The sequence below is a fragment of the Flavobacterium sp. GT3P67 genome, assembly GCF_004349155.1.
Taxonomy (GTDB): Bacteria; Bacteroidota; Bacteroidia; order Flavobacteriales; family Flavobacteriaceae; genus Flavobacterium; species Flavobacterium ranwuense.
Map to the genome: position 1 here is coordinate 197,193 of NZ_SMLF01000006.1, position 25,147 is coordinate 222,339.

Annotated in this window: 16 protein-coding genes; 7 read left to right on the forward strand and 9 right to left on the reverse strand. The window is 38.2% G+C overall.

Going from position 1 to position 25,147, the window contains the following annotated elements; genetic code table 11:
* Positions 1–601: 601 nt before the first annotated feature.
* Positions 602–1,108 carry a helix-turn-helix domain-containing protein gene (locus E0H99_RS11445; RefSeq protein WP_131995476.1) on the reverse strand — a complete coding sequence of 169 codons (507 nt, stop codon included), beginning with the start codon at positions 1,106–1,108 and terminating at the stop codon, positions 602–604.
* 1,393 nt (positions 1,109–2,501) lie between these two features.
* Here E0H99_RS11445 and E0H99_RS11450 point away from each other — a divergent pair.
* The 3 genes from E0H99_RS11450 to E0H99_RS11460 all read left to right on the forward strand — a co-directional run bounded on the left by E0H99_RS11450 (position 2,502) and on the right by E0H99_RS11460 (position 9,553).
* Positions 2,502–5,537 (forward strand): SusC/RagA family TonB-linked outer membrane protein, encoded by a 3,036-nt coding sequence (locus E0H99_RS11450; protein ID WP_131995480.1) that lies wholly within the window; start codon positions 2,502–2,504, stop codon positions 5,535–5,537.
* 39 nt (positions 5,538–5,576) lie between these two features.
* Entirely contained in the window at positions 5,577–6,950 is a 1,374-nt protein-coding gene (locus E0H99_RS11455; protein ID WP_131995483.1) for a RagB/SusD family nutrient uptake outer membrane protein, read from the forward strand.
* Positions 6,951–7,336: 386 nt separating this feature from the next.
* Positions 7,337–9,553: a S9 family peptidase gene (locus E0H99_RS11460; RefSeq protein ID WP_165930292.1), complete on the forward strand. Its 2,217-nt coding sequence runs from the start codon at positions 7,337–7,339 to the stop codon at positions 9,551–9,553.
* A gap of 79 nt (positions 9,554–9,632) precedes the next feature.
* Here E0H99_RS11460 and E0H99_RS11465 read toward each other — a convergent pair whose 3' ends face one another.
* The 4 genes from E0H99_RS11465 to E0H99_RS11480 all read right to left on the reverse strand — a co-directional run bounded on the left by E0H99_RS11465 (position 9,633) and on the right by E0H99_RS11480 (position 12,973).
* Entirely contained in the window at positions 9,633–9,905 is a 273-nt protein-coding gene (locus E0H99_RS11465) for a hypothetical protein (protein WP_131995489.1), read from the reverse strand.
* 96 nt (positions 9,906–10,001) lie between these two features.
* On the reverse strand, positions 10,002–11,492 hold the full coding sequence (locus E0H99_RS11470; RefSeq protein WP_131995492.1) for a DoxX family protein: 1,491 nt from the start codon (positions 11,490–11,492) through the stop codon (positions 10,002–10,004).
* A gap of 159 nt (positions 11,493–11,651) precedes the next feature.
* Entirely contained in the window at positions 11,652–12,572 is a 921-nt protein-coding gene (locus tag E0H99_RS11475; RefSeq protein WP_131995495.1) for a helix-turn-helix domain-containing protein, read from the reverse strand.
* Positions 12,573–12,598: 26 nt separating this feature from the next.
* On the reverse strand, positions 12,599–12,973 hold the full coding sequence (locus E0H99_RS11480) for a hypothetical protein (protein ID WP_131995498.1): 375 nt from the start codon (positions 12,971–12,973) through the stop codon (positions 12,599–12,601).
* 247 nt (positions 12,974–13,220) lie between these two features.
* On the opposite strand from E0H99_RS11480, the gene E0H99_RS11485 reads away from it, so the two are divergent.
* On the forward strand, positions 13,221–15,644 hold the full coding sequence (locus E0H99_RS11485) for an aminotransferase class I/II-fold pyridoxal phosphate-dependent enzyme (RefSeq protein WP_131995501.1): 2,424 nt from the start codon (positions 13,221–13,223) through the stop codon (positions 15,642–15,644).
* Between the two features lie 172 nt (positions 15,645–15,816).
* Here E0H99_RS11485 and E0H99_RS11490 read toward each other — a convergent pair whose 3' ends face one another.
* A complete protein-coding gene (locus E0H99_RS11490) occupies positions 15,817–16,107 on the reverse strand; it encodes a hypothetical protein (protein ID WP_131995504.1) in 291 nt (96 codons plus the stop codon).
* A 663-nt stretch (positions 16,108–16,770) separates the two neighbouring features.
* Between E0H99_RS11490 and E0H99_RS11495 the strand changes: the two genes are divergently transcribed.
* The 3 genes from E0H99_RS11495 to mobC are packed head-to-tail and all read left to right on the forward strand — an operon-like array spanning position 16,771 to position 20,467.
* On the forward strand, positions 16,771–17,163 hold the full coding sequence (locus E0H99_RS11495) for a plasmid mobilization protein (RefSeq protein ID WP_317128665.1): 393 nt from the start codon (positions 16,771–16,773) through the stop codon (positions 17,161–17,163).
* Positions 17,151–18,467, forward strand: a complete 1,317-nt coding sequence (locus E0H99_RS11500; RefSeq protein ID WP_131995507.1) for a relaxase/mobilization nuclease domain-containing protein — start codon at positions 17,151–17,153, stop codon at positions 18,465–18,467. The genes E0H99_RS11495 and E0H99_RS11500 overlap by 13 nt, the downstream gene beginning before the upstream one ends.
* A 17-nt stretch (positions 18,468–18,484) precedes the next feature.
* Complete coding sequence (gene mobC / locus E0H99_RS11505) at positions 18,485–20,467, forward strand: conjugal transfer protein MobC (RefSeq protein WP_131995594.1); 1,983 nt, start codon at positions 18,485–18,487, stop codon at positions 20,465–20,467.
* Positions 20,468–20,902: 435 nt separating this feature from the next.
* On the opposite strand, the gene E0H99_RS11510 is transcribed toward mobC, so the two are convergent.
* From E0H99_RS11510 to E0H99_RS11520, 3 genes are all read right to left on the reverse strand, one after another.
* On the reverse strand, positions 20,903–23,173 hold the full coding sequence (locus E0H99_RS11510; protein WP_131995509.1) for a cation:proton antiporter: 2,271 nt from the start codon (positions 23,171–23,173) through the stop codon (positions 20,903–20,905).
* A 123-nt stretch (positions 23,174–23,296) separates the two neighbouring features.
* Complete coding sequence (locus E0H99_RS11515; RefSeq protein ID WP_131995511.1) at positions 23,297–24,016, reverse strand: LytR/AlgR family response regulator transcription factor; 720 nt, start codon at positions 24,014–24,016, stop codon at positions 23,297–23,299.
* Complete coding sequence (locus E0H99_RS11520; protein WP_131995597.1) at positions 23,979–24,722, reverse strand: sensor histidine kinase; 744 nt, start codon at positions 24,720–24,722, stop codon at positions 23,979–23,981. The genes E0H99_RS11515 and E0H99_RS11520 overlap by 38 nt, the downstream gene beginning before the upstream one ends.
* Between the last annotated feature and the right edge of the window lie 425 nt (positions 24,723–25,147).

The window sequence follows — 25,147 nt, forward strand, 5'->3', positions numbered from 1 at the left end:
GAGAGATAGGTCTGACAAACATCATCCCTTTTGCTTTTGCTAAAATAGAAATAAATTCGCACAAATAATCAAAAGGATTATTATTTACAATATCCCTAACGCTGTCAAAGACTAATGCTAGGAAGTAAGCACACTAGTATCAAAAAATAAAAGAAACCTCATCAGCATCTTCTCACTCCTTCCTCCTACTCTTCCAGCTATCATTATAATGTCTATTCCTCAAATACTCATAAAACTTCCCTTTTAGGTAAAGCCCCACAAACCATAACACAACTAGCCCTATTATCTCATACCATTCCATACCTCAAATATAGAACCTATAAAAAATCCTTCTTTAGCATGAAATCAATTCCTCCGTTTTTGACAAGCTTTAATCCCGAATTGACAAGTATTCCGTATCACTATAAAACAGAAAAAGATACCTAGGCATCTTTTTCTGTTTTATGTGTTATCAATAAAAGCTTGTATAATTATTAATACAATACCCACTATTAGTGATATACTGAACAATTTATTCACAATTAAAGTGAAGAATAACTTTCTACATTCTCTAATAGTACTTCTCGCGATCAGTATAATGCAAAATAATAAAAGCTACATATTAACCCTTCAGGTAAAGATTCTTGCTTCCTCTTTTCTCTTTCCTTAAAATACTGTCTTCGACTAGATTCCTCATAACTCCAGCAATCTCAGTTGATTTAACTGTGTTAGTAATTTCATTTATTCTGATTAGTTCACCCCTTATTTCAGCTGTTGTTTTTCCAGCACCTAAAAAAGAAGTATTTACAATGTTCTTACGAATTTTCGCTGTCAATTTGGTAGCTTGTTTCCGCAAGGCAGATAATTCGTTCAAAGGCTCTAATTTAATTTTAAAATCAATTAGAGTCTCAAACGGGTACTCAACAGCTTTTGCGTACTCAACATAATTGTCAATATCTTTTGCTTCTCCTTTTTCAATTTTTATAATACTACTTTTAGATATGCTCGTCATTTCAACTATGTCTGAAATTGAAAAACCTTTCATAAGTCTATTTTCCTTAAGTTTCATCCCAAGTTTTATTCTATATATTGACGCGTTATTTTCCTTTTTTTCAAATTTATGAGTCATTTTAATTACTTATTTTTAATGTTATTTGGTATTTATTTTAAAACTAATTTGCATGATTGAAATAATTTATTATATTTGTATTAGCGAATTGATAATTAGCCTTTTTGGCATAATTAAAACGATGTTTTCTCGAGTCAAAACGACCAATTTTACTATCGAGAGTATCGTGAAGTCGCTCCATGTCATAAAGTTCCCTACTTTTGCAAACGGCATGCGAGCGGTTCTCACGTAAGCTTTAGATAGTACCTTTTCAATCGAAAGATTATAAAGATGGGTTTGGTCGCCCTTGACTCTAAAGTGTGAGGCCGCTCCTTGCTTTTTTTGCAAGTATTCTTCATACCACGAAATACATCGTTCATAACCATAAACCTATAAATTATGAGAACGATTTTTTTATGTACAACCGTCACCAAACCACCTTAACTACCTGCTAAAAGCAAGCTGCCTTTTGTTATCCCAAAACTGAAACAAACATTGTGTTAGGATAGGAAAAATAACGAGAAGTACTTTTATCAGAGACACTTCCAAAATCAGAATTTTAGTACTGATGTGTTTAGTCCTACCTTGATATAAAAAAAGAGAATTATAAAAATAATAATCTCCTAATATATCTAACCTTAACCCAATCCTAAAATGCTTTTGGCACTTAGATTTAAGCTTTTACTATTTTTAAACTCGCACTTTAAAAGTATTGCCTTTATTTCTATTTTCCAAATGGTATATTAAAATTTTTAGAGTTTGTTTCAGAAAGGGGAGCAAAAGGAGTTTTTTTAACCCTAAACCCGTTATTCATTAATCCCAGTTAGGAAAAACACCCTTTTCTTAACCGGTCGGGAATACCTATGTCAACTTTAAACCAATAACAGACAACAGATCACCCAAACCAAATAAATAATTCGCGAATTCGCGGTAAAACCCATAACCCATAACCCATAACTAAAAAACACCTGCACTGAAAGGTCCTTTGAATAAAAACACCTAGTTAATTTAATTTGAATTTGTTAATAAAGGTGCAGGTTATTTAGTCGCAACAACACCTCATAACTCTTAACCCCTTAACTAAAAAAAATATCCATGAAATATTACAGACAAATACAAATAGGAATAATTATACTTTTTATAGCAACGATGTGCCTGTGGATTTATGGTTGAGATACAGGTTATTTAGCTGCAACATCAACTCATAACTAAAACGCCTATGATATAACAAAAACTCAGTGCCTATGATAGAATGATAACTAAGCCCTTCGACTGTACTTCGACTTCGCTCTGTATAAACTATCAGGGTGACAAAAAGTAAGCGCATAAAAAAAAGGCCCTCTAACCCGTCAGCAAACTAGTATAGAGGACCATCGCTAACAAAACTAACGTTTCATTTAACTAAACCAATATTATGAAAAATTTTTCATTTTACAAGGGGGATTCGGCTTTTTGGTACCTGATTATTATCGGGTTCTTATTATCCTGTACCCCTGCTCTAGCCAACAAGCTACTGAGGCAAATACAGTCCTTACCTCAACAAATCCAAATTAGTGGCACCATCACTGATGGTACAAACCCATTACCGGGTGTTAGCATTACTATAAAAGGAAAAGCAACAACTGTTTCTATCTCTGACTTTAACGGACAATATGCTATAACAGCATTGCCTGACGATACTTTAGTCTTCACTTATATGGGCTTTAAAACCCTTAGTATTCCTGTTGATGGTCGCTCCGTTGTAAATATTCAAATGCAAGAAGATGCTACTGCACTGCAGGAAGTCAAAATTAATGCTGGTTACTATTCCGTGAAAGAAAGTGAACGCACGGGAAGCATTGCCAAAATCGTTGCAAAGGACATAGAGAAACAACCGGTTAACAATCCCCTTGCCGCTATGCAGGGTCGAATGTCAGGAGTAAACATCACTCAGTCCACAGGTACTCCCGGCGGTGGTTTCGCGATACAAATTCGTGGTTTGAACTCCATTAGGGGTACCGGCAATGACCCGCTCTACATTGTCAACGGCGTGCCTTATGCTTCCCAATCTTTGGGAAATGCTGAACTCACCAATGGAGTACTCCAAACCCAATCCAGTCCGCTAAACAGCATCAATCCTTCCGATATCGAAAGCCTTGAAGTATTAAAAGATGCCGATGCAACAGCAATTTACGGCTCACGCGGAGCCAACGGAGTGGTATTAATTACAACCAAAAAAGGAAAGGCAGGAAAGTCCCGTTTTAGTGTACAAGCTTCCACAACAGTCGGCAAAATCACAAATCATTTAAAGCTATTAAATACCCAGCAGTATCTGGCGATGCGCCGTGAAGCATTCCAAAACGACGGGTTAACCCAATATTCAGATACCGATTACGATCTCAACGGGACATGGGATCAAACACGCAGCACCAACTGGCAGAAGCAACTTATCGGAACCAATTCCTATATCAGCAACGTCCAGCTCTCGCTTTCCGGTGGTAATGCTGAGACACAGTACCTCTTGACAGGGACTTGGCGTGATGAAACCACTGTTTTTCCGGGCGATGCACACTACACCAAAGGGGCTGTGCATAGCAGTATCACGCACCGTTCCACTGATGAGCGGTTTACCTTGCAATTCTCCGCGGATTATTCCAATGACAAAAATACACTCCCAGGAGCCGACCTCACACGACTAGCCTACACGCTGGCACCAAATGCTCCCGCACTCTATGACGAATACGCCAACCTGAACTGGGAAAATGGGACTTTCGAAAATCCTTTGTCCTATTTGGAAGGGACGTACCATACCAACACCCAAAACCTTATTGCCAATACGCTGCTATCCTACAGGCTTGGCAACGACTTCGAACTAAAATCCAGCTTTGGTTACACCGATACGCGTCTTTCCGAAATCAGAACGCGACCAAGCACCATGTACAATCCGATTTTTGAAGTTACAAGCGCCGATTCTCAACTCCTACTAAATAAGGGCGCGCGTCAGTCATGGATTGCTGAGCCCCAAATAACGTGGGCCAACAAATGGAATAAGGCAGCTATTAATGTACTGGCGGGAAGTACCTTCCAAAGTCAGCAACAGGAATCTTTAGCCCTTGATGGCTACGGTTTCGCTAGTAACGAGGTTATTAATAGCCTTGTAGCGGCTACCACAATTACCATTCTGAACCACGACATCACGGAATACCGTTATAATGCCCTTTTTGGCAGGCTCAATATAAACTGGGACGGTCGGTATATTATAAACCTTACTGCACGCCGTGACGGCTCGAGCCGTTTCGGCCCTGACAGGCGTTTTGCTAATTTTGGTGCAGTCGGTGCGGCTTGGGTATTCTCTAAAGAAAAGATCCTGCAAAACAGCCACGCTATCAGTTTTGGAAAACTGCGTGCAAGCTACGGAATAACCGGCAACGACCAAATTGGCGATTACCAGTACCTCGATACCTATGCGGTGACGGCAAATAACTACGACGGTACCATCGGCATGGCACCAACTCGTTTATTCAATCCTGACTTCGGTTGGGAAACCAACAAAAAACTCGAGGCAGCGATTGACCTTGGCTTTTTAAACGACAGGATTTTCTTGACTGCAGCCGCGTTCCGCAACCGCTCGGGCAACCAGCTTATCGGTGTACCGCTTCCGGGCACTACCGGGTTTCCAAGTATACAGGCAAATCTAGGAGCAACAGTTGAGAACAGCGGTTTAGAATTTGACCTGCGCACAGTAAACGTAACAACCCAAAACTTTAAATGGTCCACTTCTCTAAACCTCTCCCTTTTGCGAAACAAGCTCCTTGAATTCCCCGGCCTCGAGGGTTCTACCTATAAAAATACCTTTGTAATTGGAGCGTCACTTAATATCCGTAAGGCCTACCAATTCACGGGAATCGACCCTGAGACCGGACTGTATTCTTTTATGGACTTCAATAACGACGGCATAATTAGCTCCAACGAAGACCGAAAAGTAATTATCGACACCACACCCGAATACTTCGGAGGATTATCAAATCAAATGAGCTATAAAAATTGGTCGCTTGATTTCCTATTTCAGTTCGTTAAGCAGCAAGGAACTGATGTCTTGGCAACATTTCCGATAACGGGAGCCTTTTCCAACCAGCCCACCAGCGTATTGAACAACTATCCTCAGAGCGGCTCAGATTCCACTATACAACAGTATACGACGGGCGAAAACGCTGAAGCAATAACGGCTTTCAACAACTTTACCCGAAGTGATGCCGTAGTAACGGATGCGTCCTTTATCCGCCTGAAAAGTGTTGTGCTCTCCTATGGGCTGCCCTCTCTAGGGACCAAAGCCATTTCGGGACGCATCTACCTGCAAGGTCAAAATCTTCTAACACTCACTAACTACAAAGGTCCAGACCCCGAAAACCAATCCGGCGTTTATCTTCCGCCTTTACGCCAAATAACCTTGGGTGTTCAGCTTTCCTTTTAAGCCCAAAATCAGCTACTTTTTAACAAACAACTATACATCATGAAACACATTATAAAATCCGTGATTGCACTATCGATATGTCTTTTGCTGCATTCCTGCGAGTCTTTCACCGAAGTGGATGCACCCCAAACCCAGATCACCTCCCCTGCTGTTTTTGAAGAAACATCCAGTGCAAATGCCGCGTTAGCCGACATCTATTCACGCATCCGTGAGGAAGGAGTTGTCACCGGCAACAACACAGGAGGTACGGTCTTGCTGGCTAACTATTCTGACGATCTCCAATTCTACGGAACAAATGTTACTATTGAGCAGTTTGCCAAGCACACTCTTTTACCTTCCAACACCTACATCAATACACTTTGGCGTTCGACGTACTCGCACATTTATGCTACAAACGCTTTTCTTGAAGGCGTACGTGCATCGGTAAAGATTACTGGTGAAGACCGCAACCGCTTTATGGGCGAGGCGTTATTCATCAGAGCCTATCTACACTTCTATCTGGTCAATATGTACGGTCAAATTCCGTATGTCACTACAACTGATTATGGAGTGAATACCGGGATACCAAAAGCAGCGGTACCAGAAGTTTACCGCCTGATTCTTGCCGATTTAATCGAAGCGAAGTCGCTTATCCCTGATGCGTATCCTACGTCCGAACCAGTACGTCCCAACAAGGCGGTGGTTACCGCCATGTTAGCTCGAGTCTCGCTTTATACACAAGATTGGCAAAATGCCCAAGAATATGCCACAGCGGTACTTAACAATGAACTGTACCGCTGGCAGGAAAACCCTTCAGTTGAATTTCTAAAATCAAATCCGGCAATAATCTGGGCTTTCCATCCCGGTGTAGCAGGGCTAAACACTCGTGATGCCAGAAGTTTTGCGTTTACCGCCGGTCCTCCCTCCCGTTCCACTTTATCATCTGACTTACTGAATACCTTTGAAACCGGTGACCTGCGCAGGACCTTATGGATAAAAACAATCGCTTCCCAAAACACTATCTGGTACCATGCAAATAAGTATAAAAAGACGACTAATACAGGAACATCGGTAGAATATACGATACTGTTCCGTCTGGCAGAACTATACCTGATCAGAGCAGAATCGCGTGCGATGCTAAACAATCTGGATGGTGCAAAAGACGATGTTAATACCATCAGGAATCGTGCAGGACTTGCGGATACCGATGCAGTTACACAAGCGGAAGTAGTTAAGGCTGTTGCAAAAGAAAGGCGATTAGAACTTTTTACCGAACAAGGGCACCGATTTTTCGACTTGAAACGTACCGGAAAAGCTGACGAAGTACTATCCATCACAAAACCCAATTGGCAGTCCACCCATATCGTTTTGCCATTACCCGAAAATGAACTTTTGCTAAATGAGAAGTTGCTTCCGCAAAATACCGGTTACTAATATGAAATCGCCATGATTCAAAAATCACAAACACAAATGAAGAATGGCAATACCATATTCCATTAAAAAACAAATATTATCTACATATGAAAACATTGCATTTTAAAATCACAACGGTTCTACTTTTGACAGTCCTGTTCCTGCAGGCGCAGCCTAAGAAAAAAATCCTGCCCGAAGAGTATAATACATGGGGCGAATTAAAAGACGAGAAAATGGCTCCCGACGGCAAATGGATTTCCTTTACAATGGATTATAGAGTAGGAACAGACACTTTGTTTTTACAGCATGTAGCCACCGGCAAGAGGCGGAAATTCCCGAAGGGCAATCAGGCAGCATTCACTCCCGACTCCAATTGGTTCTTGTATTCAATCGATAATGCGCTTGCAGTGCACAACCTTAACGACAAAACAACTATCAGGGTTGAAAATGTAAAGAAACACGCATTCAATAAAGCAAATGGAATCTTGGCAATCCTAACAGCAAATGATTCAAAACTACTCCTGTACAAAACAAAAGAAAAAAAACCACAGGAAATACCAAATACTAAAGATTTTGCATTCAGTTCCAGTGGAGCATTGGCTTTGTTTACTAATAAGGGAATAGCGTTAATGCAAGATTCCAAATCCCCAGCCATAACAATTCTAGAGGATACTGAAAGCAGCTTCAGTGGCCTTACTTGGGATGATTCCGGCAGCACTCTTGTGTTTTTTAAAACCGCTTCGAATGGTAAAACAACCGCCGTCAGCTATCATTTGACTACTGGAAAGATGCAATTTCTAAAAGAGGAAGCGTTGGCACAAATGAAAGTGGAACTTCAATCTTCAAAACCGGTTTTATTTGATCTGGTAGCCCAACGTATTTTCCTTTATGCAAAATCAACCGAAAAGCCAGCACTTATTGATGATGCGCTGGTTGAGGTCTGGGAAGCCGCTACGCCTTTACATTATCCTGCCCAAAAAGAGACAGAGCGTATTCCCTATGTCCCCAAACTTCACATCTGGGATTTGAAGGACAACCGTTTGAAAAAAATGGTGTCCGACACCGTTCCCAAAATAAGATTGTTGCCTGATCGGAATTATGTATTGGCATACAACCCCAATCAGGTAGGAAATCTGCATCTTGAAAACCCCGTGGCTGATTATTATTTATTAGACCTGCAGACTGGTAGTACCAAACTCTTATTGCCATCGCAGTGTACTGCCGCAGGCCTCCTGGCACCCTCACCAAAAGACTCCTATATTGGTTATTTCGATGACAGCGGCTGGAACATCTATAATTATAAAACAGCTGTACATCGATTAATTTTTGACAAGGCTTCGGTCGAAAAAGAAGAAGAGGATGAAAAATACAAAAGCACAAGCCCTGGCTGGACTCAGGATGGAAAGTATATGATCCTTTACATCGGTTTGGACATTTGGCTTATCAGTCCTGACAGCACCCAAAAGAAGCGGATAACAAACGGAAAAGAAACGGGTATAAAATTTCGTCCGGCAAACGAAATTCACAAGTCAGACAGACCGTTTTTAAATGAGGAAATAGCTACAAAATATTTTAATCTCTCGGAAGGTTTAATCTTGCAAGCGTCGCTACCTGATAAGACCACCGGTATTTATAAATGGACTCCCGCTAAAGGCCTTATCCTGTTGTACAAGGACAAAGCTAAGGTTTCAGTATGTTGTAAATCAGCAAACGGACAAAGCATTTTGATAGAGCGACAAACGGCAACAGTACCACCAAGCTTATGGCTTATCGACAGTTCTACAAAAAAAGCTGTACTGCAATACCAGTCAAACAGTCATTACAAAAAATATGAAATACCGAGGGTAAAACTATTATCCTACAAAAATAAAAAGGGAAAGGATCTAAATGCCGTATTGCATTATCCAACAGGATATGAAGAAGGTAAAAAGTATCCGATGATCGTGTACATTTACGAACTGCTTTCTCAGCACTTGTATACCTACAACAGTCCGTCTCTATGGCAAACGACAGGCTTCGCACCTGCAAATTATACGAATGATGGTTATTTTGTGTTACTGCCGGACATTACCTATACTGTTGGAGATCCAGGAACATCGGCTGCAGATTGTGTACTGAAAGCAGTTGATGTCGCACTTCAAGCCGCTACAATTGATAAAAACAAAATCGGCCTGATTGGTCATTCCTATGGAGGCCATGAAACATCGCTTATACTAACTAAAACACCCATTTTTGCAGCAGCAGTTGCAGGCGCAGCCTCAACCAATATGATCAGCGATTATCTAAGTCTTAATGATATAACACTAGGCAATAAATTCTGGAAATTCGAATCACAGCAGTACAGAATGGGGATAGCTCCATTTGACAACTGGGAAGCCTATATAAAAAATTCTCCTGTTATGAATGCCGAAAAAATTTCGACACCGCTGCTAAGCTGGACTGGTAAAGCGGATGGTACGGTCGACTGGAGACAAAGTGTTGAACTGCATCTTGCGCTCAAGAGGTTGAAAAAGACAAACACCTTACTGGCCTATCCAAACGAAGGGCATATCCTCAATAATCTCGAAGCACAATTTGATTTGACCTCACGGATAAAGAAATGGTTTGACACGTACTTGAAATAATAAAATGTAATGAAACCGAAATTAAAGAAATGAGTAAAGCCGCAATCTTATGGATGCGGCTTTACTTTTTAAATTGGAACTATTGGTCAATTTCCCACAATAGCTCTGGGCAGGCAGTACCTCCTGAATTGATTTTTCGGAGCTGGGTTACTCCAAACAGACAGGGCCTACCATTGTTTACATCCTGGCAATCCACTTCCTTGCTTTCACAATTTCCGGGAGTTACCTGAATGTGTCCTTGAAAAACGGCCAGTTCTGCATCACTTTTTGTAGTTTTGAACGCAAAGGCACTAAAAATGGCAAATCCGAATACGGCCACCATTAAAGCTGGTTTTAAAATTGTTGTTTTCATGATATATTAAATTTAAATTATTGATCTACTCTGTTCCAGGTTTTCGATCTTTCCCCTGACACTGCGCGGTATATTTTTAATGGTGCTGCTTACTGTTTAATAAAATCCTTTTTTGAATCGATAGGCCCGTAGATAATTCCCACTGAGCGTATAGATTAGATTGTTTTCGATACGAAAGTCTTTTATTTTATTTTTCATCTTATCATCTATATAAAAACTGAAGCTATAAGTGTTCGTTGTAAAATCGTAAACGTCTATTATCGACGTACTGTCCCAAACCTCCCGAGGCTCGTATTTTCCTAAAAGGCCAGCATGGATGTACAAATATTTCCCATAAGTAGCGGTTCTTTTATTTACCGTAACGACTGGTACACTAATTTTGGAACCTTGAAGAGACTTCACATATTTAACTTTTATAGCGGCTCGTGAAGTAGTATCAATTGTTTTACCCAGCGTTTTTGTAGTCATTAGCGTATCTGCAATCACATACTGATTGCGGTAGTAATAGGTATAGATGATTTTATGATATTGGTTGTTGTATAAAAGTGTTCCGTCAGTATCAAATAGCCCATCAATCTGTTTATTTAAAAGATTGTGGTTGAGCTGCACAGCTATACTGTCTTTTACAGTTATGCTTCCAAGTACGTTTTCTTTTGTGGTGCTACTTATCGCGCGGATAGCTGATCGGTTGCCGCTGATTGGTGCAAAGGCGGTAAAGAAGGCTTTTTGATCAATCCAGATTGTAGCTTTCCAATTGATTGTTGAACCCCGATAGACAAAAGCTTCTGTGCCGTCCCAAATGTAAAAATAAGGAGGGGCTACTGTCAAAGTTAAACTCCGGTACTTTTTGTCGGTTTTAGGGATGTTAATGACATGCACTTTCTTTTTTCCTAGTGCTGAATCGATTTCCGTGACGGTCAAGGGAGCAGTACGATTCCCCAGATACACTTTGTCCTTGGTCGTACCTGCAATATAGTAGGAATTAAAGCCCATGTCCATTTCTTTTATAAACTTTGTAGGATGATGGGGAAACCTCCTTGTAAAGTTATTTCGTTGATGCGTCATTTTCTCTGAACTGATATAGACCAGAAAAATAAATCCTGCACTGCCGACAGCAAGTAATAGCAAACGCAAAGATGATTTTAAATAGGGTTGCTTAGTGGTACCATCATTTTCAAGCAGCATTATACCGAGAGCTCCTAAAAGTAAAAAGGCTAAATTGAAATACAGATGGGTATTCCATCCCATTTTTTCAAGAATTCCACCGCAAGAGCAAGGCACAAAAGGGCTAAAATTGATCATTATAAAAATATAGGCCGAAAACATTGCCATTAACATAAAGCTACAATAAAGCCCTGCTTTTCTAAATGTTGGTACTGCTAAAAAAATTGAAATTATTATTTCTAATACAGGAACCAAGTAAGAAACCCATCCTGCAAAAGCACTCATCAATGGTGATTGTCCTAATTGAACCTGAAAATTTTCAAAGTCTAACAGTTTACTGACTGCCGCATAAACAAACAATACAACATAGAGTACGCAAACCGTTTCAATACTAATCCTTTTTATGTTTTGAGTAGCTTTCATTTCGTCAGGTGATTAAAATTAGTTCTGTAAATTTCTCGAACAATAATGACATAAGTATTATCAAATCAAGATATTGAAATATCAAATCAGGATTTTTTGATTCATGAAAGTCCTCCGTTTATTTCATGGGCATTCGTACTAATCTTGAAGAGCTGGAGTCTAGATCTTTGGCATTTGTCTTTCAAGGTCAGATGGGGAATACCCAAACTTAATTTTGAAAGCTCTTGAAAAATTTGGATAGGTAGAAAAACCAGTCATAATGGCAATCGTTTTTAATGGTATTTTGGTGTACTGGATAAGAAGCTGTGCCCGCTTGAGTCTTTCGGTATTATAAAATTGCTGTATGGTCGTCTTAAACACATGCTTAAAACCATTCTTTAATTTATATTCATTGGTCCCAAAAATGCGGGAGAGTACTTTTAAGGTTGGCACCCCCGAATCTATATTGGCCAATATATAATCATACACTGCCTGTGTGGATTTTACATCTAAATAGTTGTGAATTTTCTGTTCTTCAGCCGTTAAAATTTTCTTTTCTGTCGTAAAATTTTTCATGTTGTCATCTGCAGTAGCAGCAATAAAACTAATTACTACCTCAGCACTTCCGTATAGCCTCGAAATAGTACAGTTTACCGGAACAACTAATTTTTTGAAAGAAGCGAGCTCCAGCGCAATACTCGTTTGAAAGGATTCATTTTGCAATACTTCAGGCAGTATCGTTTCCAACAAGGGAACCGATTCTTTTACCAAAAGCTCCATAAAATCCAATTCCAGCAGTTCATTGGAGGTACATCCTAAAAGATCCGTTACATTCTCAGTAAAATCTTTTATGATGAATTTATTGTCTACTATGAATGAACTTTGAGCTAGATACTGATAGCTAAGGTGAGGGTTGGTAAAACCCGCATGAAATAGAGACCCTTTCATTTCTTCTGCCATCCAATTCACCAATACGGTCAATGCTTCCAGTTCATCATCCTTTCTTGTCCTTGGTATGCGGTATGCAAAATTCCCTTCTGCCATTTCGAGAAGCATTTCGTAGATAACATCTATTCTCTGTTGGTCTATTTCCTGATCCATATCCTATAGTATTTAAATTATTACTTCTAGACAAATGTTTTCAAAAATTCTAGCGCTTTGGCCTTATCATTAAATACCTTGGTTGGTACTTGAGGCTTACTGATTTTGAGATAAAATGAAATCATTACAATCGATAATGTTTGCTGCGCCAATATACTTACGGCTTTCGTCAGAACAGAGCCATGTTGCGCCAAATAATCCCTGGCGGCTTTGTCAGAATCTGCAATGCCTCTGATATCACATAAAACTGGATACGCTTTCCCCTTTTGCATTTGTATCCTATCTGTCACTATGCGCTGCGCTGCTTCTAAATTAATGACCACACCCGGTTTATACTCAAAAAAAAGTAGGTTCCCACTAATCCAGAATAGGGCAAATTCATTTTCAAAATAATCATCCATAGCTTCTGATTTTTTTATTAGAACCTGCCAAATTAGCTATTCCTTTTCTACCATTAGTTACCAAAAAAAGGTAAAATGTAATAGTAATCAATCATTATTATTATTCACATAGCAATTCGGGATTATTACTTATCAAATCGGGATTATCTACAAAGCGACTTCTATTCTACCTTTTTAAATTCAGAACTTTAACGAGCTACAGTCTAGCACTATAGCTTTAAAAAACGTAACTAAAAATGAAGTACTCATGGCAAAAATAAAACACAACAATTTTATCGATACTGTCGATGAAATATTAGCGACGGCTAAAAATGAAGGCACGATTCATCTCTATGCGGAAGACAAAATCCTTAGTGGACGTACCCTTCTAATTAACAGAAAAGCCCTATTTCATTTTGCCACAACCAGCTATCTTGGACTTGAATACGACAATAGGCTGAAAGATGCAGCAATTTCTGCTATTACAAAATACGGTACGCAATTCCCACTTTCTAAAACGTACCTTTCGCATCCCTTATACCATGAACTGGAAACCAAAATTGAGGCCATGTATGGCGTGCCCGGAATTGTAACCAAGAACAGCACATTGGGACACTTTGCTGTCATACCAACTGCAATACGAGATGAAGATGGAGTACTGCTAGATCATCAGGTACATTGGAGTGTCCAGAATGCCTGCCAACTTTTAAAACTAAGGGGGATTCCTGTCGAGATGATTCGGCACAACAACCTGCAAATGTTAGAGGAGAAAATCAAAGAGTTGTCATCCAAATGCAAAAAAATATGGTACATGGCCGATGGTGTTTATTCCATGTTTGGTGATTATGCCCCCATACCTGAGCTACTGGAACTCTGCAAAAAATACGCACAGTTGCAACTCTATTTTGACGATGTACATGGCATGAGTTGGAAGGGAAAAAATGGTACAGGCTACGTTCTTGACATGCTAAAAGAACTACCGGAAAACATCATGATTGTAGGTATCCTGAGCAAGACATTTGGTGCCAGCGGAGCCGTCTTCATCACCTCTGATACTGCGTTGCGCAATCGAATTAAGAATTTTGGAGGACCGCTCACTTTTTCAGCCCAATTGGAGCCTGCTTCGGTGGCTGCTGCGTCGGCTTCTGCGTCTATCCATCTTTCACCAGAAATAACTATTTTACAGGAAGAGCTCGAGCATAAGATTATGTATTTCAATTCATTGATTACAGCAACATCACTTCCGATAATAGCCCCGAATAGCTCTCCCGTTTTTTTCCTTGGCACAGCCCTGCCCCAGACTGCCTATCGACTAGTGCAGCGTCTTTTCAACGAAGGTTATTTTGTTAATCCAGGACTTTATCCGGCAGTACCTGTAAAAAATTCAGGCATCCGTATTACCGTTTCTCGCAACAATCAAAAAGAAGATATAAAGGGACTCGTTCAAGCGCTGGAATACCATTTCCCAAAAGCACTGGAAGAGACTTCCAACACGCTGCATCAAGTTGCAATGGCATTTGGCATTCCTGAAATTATGCCGAATGCGGAAAAATTAATTCCGCAGACCGCATTTAATTTCCAATATGAGACATCGATACAACATATTGATAAGGCTACTTGGAATGCACTTCTTGGTGGACAAAGTACGTTTGACTGGGACGGACTTTGCTTCCTGGAAGAGGCTTTTAAAAATTCTGAAAATTCTGAAAATAATTGGAGTTTTCACTACTATCTCATCAGAGATGCAACAGATGTTCCGGTACTAGCCACTTTTTTCACCTTTGGGTTGTGGAAAGATGATATGCTTGCCCCCGAATCCGTTTCTCAGCAGCTAGAAGAAAAAAGAATTCGAGACCCCTTCTACCTGACCTCAAAAGTTTTAGGGATGGGTTCGCTTTTTACCGAAGGCCATCATTTCTACTTAAATGATGCCCATCCCTTATCTGAAAAAGCAATCGGATTCCTTTTAGAACAGATTGAAATCCTGAATCATACGTTGAATGCCGACATGCTTGTATTACGGGATTTTGACGAAGATGTATCACTGAATCGCATCTTCCACAATCAAGGCTTTATCAAAATAAACATGCCCGAAACCTGCATCATCGAAAACGTTTCTTGGAATACTATTGAGAAGTTTGCCACTACCCTTTCCACTCGTTCCAAAAAGCATTTTATGAAAGAGATTTTACCTTTTGAAAATGCATTCGAAATCCTCATAAAAGAACAATTGACAGCCGATGAAATGACTCAGGGATACCATCTTTACCAGCATGTGAAAAATAATAATTATGCCGTCAATACCTTTACGTATTCGATCGATGTCTTTACAAAAATGGCTACTAATCCCCATTGGGAATTTATACTGCTGTATCTAAAAAATACTGAGGATTCACAAAATGAAAGTGCTCTGGTAGGAATCCTTTTCTGCTACAAAAACTCAGGTCGAACGTATGTACCTTCCTTAATTGGTATGGATTATGCTGTTCCTAAAAAATTCAGCCTATACCGCCAACTATTATTTCAGGGAATTAAACGGGCACAGGAACTGGGTTATAAAAAAATTGATTTGGGAATTACCGCCACATTTGAAAAGAGAAAACTGGGAGCCAGAGTACTTCCAAAAGTAGCTTACGTTCAGGCAAAAGATAATTTTTCGATGGAGTTTTTGGGTACCATGCAAACCAAATAAAAATGGATTCTAGTTAACAAAATAATGCCAATTTATCTTGTGGTTTTTTAGCGAGGTGCTAGATCAAAATCCAAAGTAATTATATCCCATTTATTAATGCTTATACTAAACGCCAATCCATTAGGAGCACTTAATACTGTACTTACTTCATAATGGACTGGCGGCTTTTTGTTTACTTCCCGTCGCCCAATGTATTGAGCTTTTCGCTCAATTCTATAAGCCCGGCTTTATGCAGGCATTCGTCTGCCAACACTTTTAATTCCTGTAAACTCTCTTCAGAAACATTCCCTAATAGTGACAAAGATTTGTCATCATCTTTAACAGACAAACCACGTTCAATTACATGGTTTAATAACAGTACATTTTTTCGTGAAATCTTCAAATCTATTTTCACCATCTCATTCATCCCAGGCGTGCTCAATATTGTATCAAACACTTTGGCCACATCATTTGTTGTAAGCATAATTTTCACGTTTTAGTTAATAATTTACTATTACAAAGGTATAAAGGCGGTTCTGAATTATCATGGGCAAAATATACCTATGATGGGTGAGATTGCTACCGCTTACTTAACTTCGTATTTGATTATACTAATGAACTTAAAAGCAAATTATTATGACACTTTTTCCCTTTAAAGAAAGTACCAAAAACCTTCCTGAAAACAGTCAGGACTTTGCTACTTTAAAATCGAATAATTGCTTTGAAAGAGCACGCTCCTTTAATCGAAAATTATGAACCAAACCGGCTATGTGATTACTAGGAAACAACAGTACAAAATTTTACTCAGCGTGCACTTTCCTTGAGTACTAAATACAAAGACGAAGATACGCTTTGCAAAAACTATAAAATTTAATGATTATATCAGTAGCGCTTCTGACGCTTCGAAATACTTTTTTTACTATCTCAGATTTTAAAAAGAGGCTATAAATGAGAAATCAGCTTTTTTAAGATTTCAAAACTATTGAAAAGTCTAACAGACATTAAAAGTATCCGGAAGATTGCCACGTTCCTGCAATCGGCAAGATGTCCGGTTGTATCACAACCGATATCTTGCTGCCTGTTAACTCGGGACTCGTGGGCAGTGAAACTGAAAGGTTAAAAGAGTTTAAAAACATGAAAATGATAGATGATGGAAGAGCAAAACAACAATCGCACCAAGTGGCTTCATCTACGGTTAACCCCTGATGAATATCAAAAAATAGTGAAAGAATTCAACAAATCAACATGTCGAAAACTAAGTGATTACTCCCGGAAAAACCTGTTACAGAAGCCTATTGTAAACAAATACCGAAATCAGTCCTTAGATGATTTTATGGCGGAAATGATCAGTCTGAGGACCGAACTTAATGCTATTGGAAACAACTTTAATCAGGCTGTAAAAAAGTTGCATACACTCCAGCAAATTTCCGATTTTAAGCACTGGCTCATCAGTTATGAATTGGAAAAAAAGATTCTTTTTAATAAGGTCGGTGAAATAAAAAAACACATTCAAAAATTTGCGGAATCATGGTTGCAATAATCAAAACGGGACACTCTATCCATCGGATTTTAAACTACAATGAAAACAAAGTTATACAAGGTGTTGCGGAATGTATCGGCGCAGGAAATTACCCTGTCGATATCGACAAAATGGTCTTTACCATGAAACTAAACCGGTTGTTGAGACAGGCAGATTTAAATGAAAATGTGAAACGAAACAGCGTGCATATTTCGCTCAATTTTGATGTGACTGAAAAAGGAATTTCAAAAGAGAAACTAATGGAATTAGCAGACACCTACATGGATAAAATTGGCTTTACCGAACAGCCCTATCTGGTCTATCAACATCATGATGCGGGACATCCTCATATTCACATCATTACGCTAAAAGTCAGGAATGACGGCAGTCGTATTGACATGCAGAATATTGGTCGCAACCAATCTGAAACAGCCCGGAAAGAAATTGAAATAACGTATGGATTGGTTCCGGCAGAAAAGCATAAAAGAGAAAAAGAATTGATCACAAAACCGGTTGACGTCAGCAAAATTGAATACGGACGTACCGACACCAAACGGGCTATAACCAACGTATTGGATAAAGTGATTCAAAATTATAAATACACGAGCCTACCCGAATTAAATGCGGTACTCCAACAGTATAATGTTACAGCGGACAGAGGAAGCGAAAATTCAAGAATTTTTCAAAATAGAGGATTGGTTTATCGGATACTGGATGAAGTCGGCAGTAAGGTCGGTGTTCCTATTAAAGCCAGTGATTTTTATAGCCATCCAACGCTAAAATTTTTAGAAGAACGATTTATTCAAAATGAAAAGGCACGAACGCCCTTTAAATCCAGAATAAAAAATGCAATTGATATTGCGTTACTGGACAACAAAAAAATGTCGATTCAGGAATTGGAAAAAATAGTGGAATTGTCCGGAATCAATATGGTTTTCAGACAAAATGCAGCAGGTTTACTGTATGGTATTACGTATGTAGATCATCAGACACAATGTGTATTTAATGGAAGTGCTTTGGGCAAATTATACAGTGCAAAAGCCATTCAGGATCGCTGTGGTTTAAATGAATCGTTGGACCAAAAGACTGCAGTTTCCAAAATTGAAAAATCCTATGGAACTATCTCGCAAGAAAACCCTAAAGAAGTTAATCGAACATCAATCGGCAGTGGTTCACAAAAAAATATGGCAGTTGATTCTACTACCGAAATTGGGAAATTAGTAAACGCACTCACACAGTCGGAACAAGATTCCGCTTACCTGCCGAATCAACTCAAAGAGAAGCGAAAAAAGAAGAAGCGAAAAGGTCAATCTGATAACCAATAAACAAAATCATTATGGCTATGCAAACAGGGGAAAACGAACAGGCACTGCGGAAAATACTCGATATGACCCGACTCATCAGTATCGTAATTTTACTACTCCATTTTTATTATTACTGCTATACTGCTTTTCAAGAGTGGGACTTCGTTAGTGGATTCAGTGATACTATTTTAGGCAACATACAGCGTACAGGATTGTTCCGTAATTTTCATACATCCAAGATTTTTGCATTGGGATTTTTATTGATTTCCTTACTTGGGGCAAAAGGGCGCAAAGAGGAGAAATTGAATCATAAAACAGCCTTTGCCTACATCATTACAGGAGTATTGATTTACTTTTTAAGCTATCTATCCTTGGTAGTAAAAGCAGATAGCACTATAGTAGCAATTATTTATATCGGTAGTACCATTATCGGATTTTTACTGGTACTTTCCGGAGGGACATTACTATCCCGGATTATAAAAAACAGGTTGAACAACAAAGATATTTTCAATAAAGAAAATGAAACTTTTCCGCAGGAAGAACGATTGCTGGAAAATGAATATTCCATCAATCTTCCGGCGCGCTATCATTTGAAAGATAAAGTGCGAAACAGCTGGATCAATATCATCAATCCCTTTCGGGCTCTAATGGTTTTGGGTACACCCGGATCGGGTAAATCTTATTTTGTAATTCGGCATGTTATTACCCAGCACATCCGCAAAGGGTTTACCATGTTCATTTATGATTTTAAATTTGATGACCTTTCTAAAATCACGTACAATACATGGCTTAAATACAAGCACCTCTATCCTATCCCACCTCAATTTTATGTAATCAATTTTGATGACTTGACCCGCACACACCGATGCAATCCACTGGAGCCCTCCGCCATGACAGACATTACGGATGGAGCGGAATCAGCCAGAACCATTTTATTGGGACTAAACAAAGAATGGATCAAAAGACAGGGAGACTTTTTTGTCGAATCACCTATCAATTTTCTGACAGCTATAATATGGTATTTAAGAAAGTACAAAGATGGAGAATTCTGTACGCTTCCGCACGTTATTGAACTCATGCAACTGGACTATGACAGCCTATTTACAATATTGCGTACAGAGAAGGAAATTGAGGTGCTGATTAATCCTTTTATAAATGCCTATCTCAATGACGCTATGGAACAACTGGAAGGACAAATTGCTTCCGCGAAGATTGCAATGGCCCGGCTTTCTTCTCCCCAATTGTATTATGTTTTATCTGGAAATGATTTTACATTAGACATCAATAATCCTGATGAACCAAAGATTGTCTGCATGGGTAATAACCCCCAGAAAATACAAATTTACGGAGCGGTATTATCACTGTATGTTTCCCGCTTGGTAAAACTGGTCAATCAAAAAGGAAAACTGAAAAGCAGTCTGATTTTCGATGAATTTCCGACCATCTATCTCAACAATATGGACAGCCTCATCGCTACTGCACGAAGCAATAAAGTAGCCACTTGTTTAGGGATTCAAGACTTCAGTCAGCTTCGCAAAGATTATGGACGCGAACAGGCCGATGTGATTATGAACATCACCGGAAATATCGTTAGTGGTCAGGTAACCGGTGACACGGCCAAGCAATTGTCAGAACGTTTTGGAAAAATTATGCAGGACCGGGAAAGTCTCTCGATTAATAGCGGGGACACCTCCATCAGCCGTTCCAAACAACTAGAGTCAGCCGTCCCTCCTTCCAAGATTTCTTCTTTAAGTTCCGGTGAATTTGTAGGCATGGTTGCCGATGATCCTGATTGCAAAATTGAACTAAAAACGTTTCATTGTGAAATTGTTAATGACCATGATGCGCTAAAAAAAGAAGAAGATCATTATAAAGATATTCCGGTAATTAGGAAGATTGATACCGCAATGGTACAACGAAACTATTTACAGGTAAAACAGGATATTCAAGAGATCATGCAGTCTGAAATGGAGCGCTTGTTAGGTGATCCAGGGCTGGCTTATTTGGTATTGAGGAAATAATTTCCATCGCTTTTCCAATCTCATCTAGGTTGGAAAAATTCACTTTACCAACACATCAAATTGGTACAGCTGGCACAAATGCCATATAACGAGGAAGAATTAATCTATTTACATGATGTACAAAGCTTAATAGATCTATAATTCACAAAACTCATTCTAAACCGTAAAAACAGCTTGGTCCTATAATTTACATACCACATGCGATAAGAACTATATTGTTTTTCACACGTTACCATTAATCAATTTGTTGGGCATAGACAGAAAATCACATAAATAAACATAACGCAATTACAATCAAATCAATACGAATAGCATTGCTTTATGTTTCATAATAAATATTTTGAAGGCAATCTCTTGGAAAAGAAAATTTACGACTTTAAAAACCTTGCAAGAAGCAATATCCTGCAAGGTATCTAAATATTTTCAAACGTGATTCTATGGTTTAATAATTAATATCGACGGTGTATTATTGAGCCAAATACTGTGAGAATCTATTAGTTTTTTCCAACTGTCTAAACTGATAATCATCAAATTCTGCTGTTCCAAAAACTCTTTTTTAATCGTTCTTTCGTTCATCATCATAATATGGTTGGGTGCTATTTGTTCTATGGAACGAACCGCTTCTTGAATTTCTCGATTGTTTCTTATCTCCCCAACTACATCCATAACCGAAATTTGAGAACCATTATTGTGAATCAGTTTTTGGGCAAATTCAATTAAAAAAGCATCTTCCTTGCTAAAAATAGGCATAAAAACCCGATTGATTTCTTCCAATTCTTTGTCCACAAGAATCCCAACCTGCATTTTGCTATTGGCAATAATTTGTCTGGTCCTTTCATCAAAGGGAGAGTTTTCAAACAAGCCTTCTTTACCAGTAATTTTATCAATCAAACGATCCGGATTAATAATTCTGGTTGTAAAACCAAGTACTTTTCCTAGCAGTGTTCCTTCAAAAATAGATTGTCCCAAACCTACAAGGAGCAAGTCATATTCACCGTGATTGGCCGTATCGGTTATATCAGAATCAATATCATTTGACGCTTTGAAAAGAGTTACTATTTTTTGATTCAATTTTTCTGATTCAGAAATAACCGGTAAAAATGTATCTCTTTCATAATCTTTAACGTCAAAGGAATGCAACTCCGTACTTAATGACAAATGCATTGCAGTAACAATAGTATTCCCACTTTGTTTCTTGACAAAACTATTGGCTACTTTTAGCAACGTTTTTCCTTTTTCTGGTGTGGCAAAAGAAATCAGAATCCTGTATTTGCTTTTATTGCTGATCTCATCAGGGATAATACTGTCCTTAGTTTTGAAAATGTAATTGATTAAATCCAAAGCCGGACCCGTCATAAAGGTCGTCGCCAATGCCATAATGACCATCATGGTGAAAATTTCAGTTGATAAAACACCTAAATCGTATCCGATATTCAGCACTACCAGTTCCATCAAGCCCCTTGTATTCATTAGTGTCCCAATAGACATACTGTCTTTCCAGTTGTGTCCAACAAACTTTGCCGCAAGTGCGCTACCAAAAAACTTACCTACTACAGCAACTAAAATAATCAAACCTGTAATTTTCCATAAATGAGGGTCGTCAATCAATCCTATTTGAGTTCTTAAACCTGTAAAAACAAAGAACAAAGGAAGTAAAATCACAACTGAAACATCTTCAACCTTCTCGATAAAAATAGTACGGAATTTATTGTTTTCCGGCATAATTGCACCAGCCAAAAATGCTCCAAACAAAGCGTGAATCCCAATTAATTCAGACGCATAAGAAGATAACAATAATGTCAAAAAGAAAATAGCCACTACCGGTTTGCTCAGGCTTTCTTTTGTAGCATTCAAATCACCAACTCTTTTTAGGAAAGGTCGAACCAATTTTAGCATCAGAATTACATACAATACAGCCAATGCAATAACATACAAAGAACTGGTGAATGAACCTGCTTTTACAATGGCAATTACTGCTGCCAGAATACACCATGCCGTAATATCATCGGCAGCGGCACAGGTAATTACAATTGCCCCTAATTTCGTTTTATGAATTCCACGTTCCCTAACTATTCCAGCCAAAACCGGAAAAGCTGTAATACTCATCGCAATTCCAAGAAACAATCCGAAAGAAAGAAATTCAACCCCTGGAGGCGCGAAAGAATGGTATATAAAATAAGCAAGTCCTAAACCTAAAGTAAACGGAATAATAATACTGGCATGACTAATAACGACCGCATCATGTGCTTTATTTTTAAGTACCTTCAAATCCAGTTCCATTCCAATAACAAACATGAAAAGGATTAATCCAATTTGGCTCAAAAACTGCAAGTTGCCTAACGAATCTTTTGGAAATAACATTGCTGAAAATTCAGGAAAATACATCCCGATTAAAGAAGGACCTAAAACAATTCCCGCAATCATTTCCCCTATTACTGTAGGTTGTCCAATTCTTCTGCAAACCCATCCAAAAAATCGAGCGACTAAAATAATAGTGACAATTTGAGCCAGAAGGATAGCTAAAGGATGTTGCAAATTGTGGCTCATCGAGGTTATAAAATCATTCCAATGGCCGTTTTCTTTTTGGTGAGAAACAATATTTTGTCCTTCTTCCAACATTTTTCCTTTCAGAATAATCCAATATATTAAAGCCGAAGACACCCCTATAATTACCAGATAAAAAAACGAATTTTTAATACTTCTCATGCAACTTTTTTTTAAATTTTCATTGATAAACGATGCAAATATGGGAAGTGATTTTTTGGAAATAAAGAGAAACCCACGCTAATTTTCGTAGAATGTAACAAGATTGGAAAACTTTGTAATAAGTTAGATTTTCACTTTTATCAAAAAATCAGAACGGTAGGTTTCACTCAAAATTAATATCGTGAATTTTGCATTCTTTTCCTGACGATTGAGTGTAATTTCATTGTGATTGAAAAACTTTACAGCTGTTATTGCAATGATTTCTTTTTTATTCACCCTGCAAAAATCAATAGTAGGAAGCTGGCTTAAAAGCGAATCAAAATTAATATTTTTCAAAATCAGAGAACTGCCATCAACTAGGAATACTTCCTTGTCTCTACTATCTGTCAAGGCTGTTCTGATGTACTGAATCTGATGAAAATACAACAAAGCTTTCCCTTTATCGGTATTCAAATAAATAAATTTTTTAGCAGGTGCAGCTGTATTGAATCGCTCCAAAGCCTTTGCAACAGCTTTTTGCAAACGCTCTTTTGTAACTGGTTTTGTAATGTAATCGACGGCGTTTATATCAAATGCTTCGGCAGCGTAGTCTCTATATGCAGTAGTAAAAATGACTAATTTATTCTGTAGTAAACTCGCAAGAGTCAAACCGTCAATTCCTGGCATTTCAATATCTGAAATACACAAATCAAAATCGAGTTCCGGAATTTCAGCCAGTAATTTTTCCGGATTATTGAATGCTTTTACGATTTCTAATTCCAGGATTTGCTCACATAGCATTTTCAGGTATGTCAATCCTGGTAATTCATCGTCCAGCAGCAAGCATTTGAGTTTTGTATTCAAGAAGATTGATTTTTAAGTGCGCAATATAAATGTCATTTTCGACAAATTTATCCAGTTTGAACTGATTTTTATAGATAATTTTCAAACGTTGTTCCAATGTAGATGCTCCTATACCGCTTCGTTCTTTTTTTAATGCTTTTTTCTCTGAAATTTTGTTGGAAACGGTTAAAGAAAAACAATTGTCTTTAAATTCAAATACTACCGAAATAAAAGCATCGGCACTCTGCAAATCGGCATGCTTGAAAGCATTTTCTATTAAATCAATCGAAATTAAAGGCGCCAAAATCCGTTGCTCATAAAGCTTTTCACCGTCATTGATTTTGGTTTTTACTTTCAATTCAAAAAGTGGACTTACTTTAATTTTATTGATTTCGATGAGATTCAGTGCAAATTCAATCTCTTCTTTTGGCGAAACAAACTTTTTTTGGCTTTCATACAATATATAATCCAGAACATTCGCTAATTTATCCAAGGCAAAATACGTTTGGTAGGCATGGGATTGAATCGAATTGAGAATGTTCTTGAAAAGATGCGGATTGAGTTTAGATTCCAGCGTTTCCAATTGCAAGTCATTTACTTTCATTTCAAGCAAATAAAATTTTTCTTCAACCTTTTTTTGGCTCTTTCCCGACTGAATTAAGCGATACACAAAATAGCAAAGTATGATTACGAGGCTCAAAATAATAGTTAGAAACAGATAAATCATAATATTGCTTTCTTGAATTTTATTCATCCTTTAGATTTGATTCAAAAATACTAAAAAATAATCTTCATACTATTTTATTTCTTTTCTTTAACGATGCGTTGAAATTGACCAAATAATTAAGTCAGTTATTTAATTGAAAAGGGGTCCTTGTAAAAAACACAAGCATCCTTTTTTATAAGAAACATGCACTTTCTTTACTGGCACAGAAGGAATTTCCACTATCGTTGAAAGGTTCATATCAATAAAGCTCTCATTGAAAAAATTGGGCTCTAGAGAATAAATGCAACATAATTCGTATAGTGCTTTATACTGCACTTATCCACAAACAAAAGCCGTATACAGAGCATAATACACAATATAGTGCATTTTAATGCTCTTTTTGTTAAATTTAATAATATATAGTTTATATTTGTACAAAAAAGAGT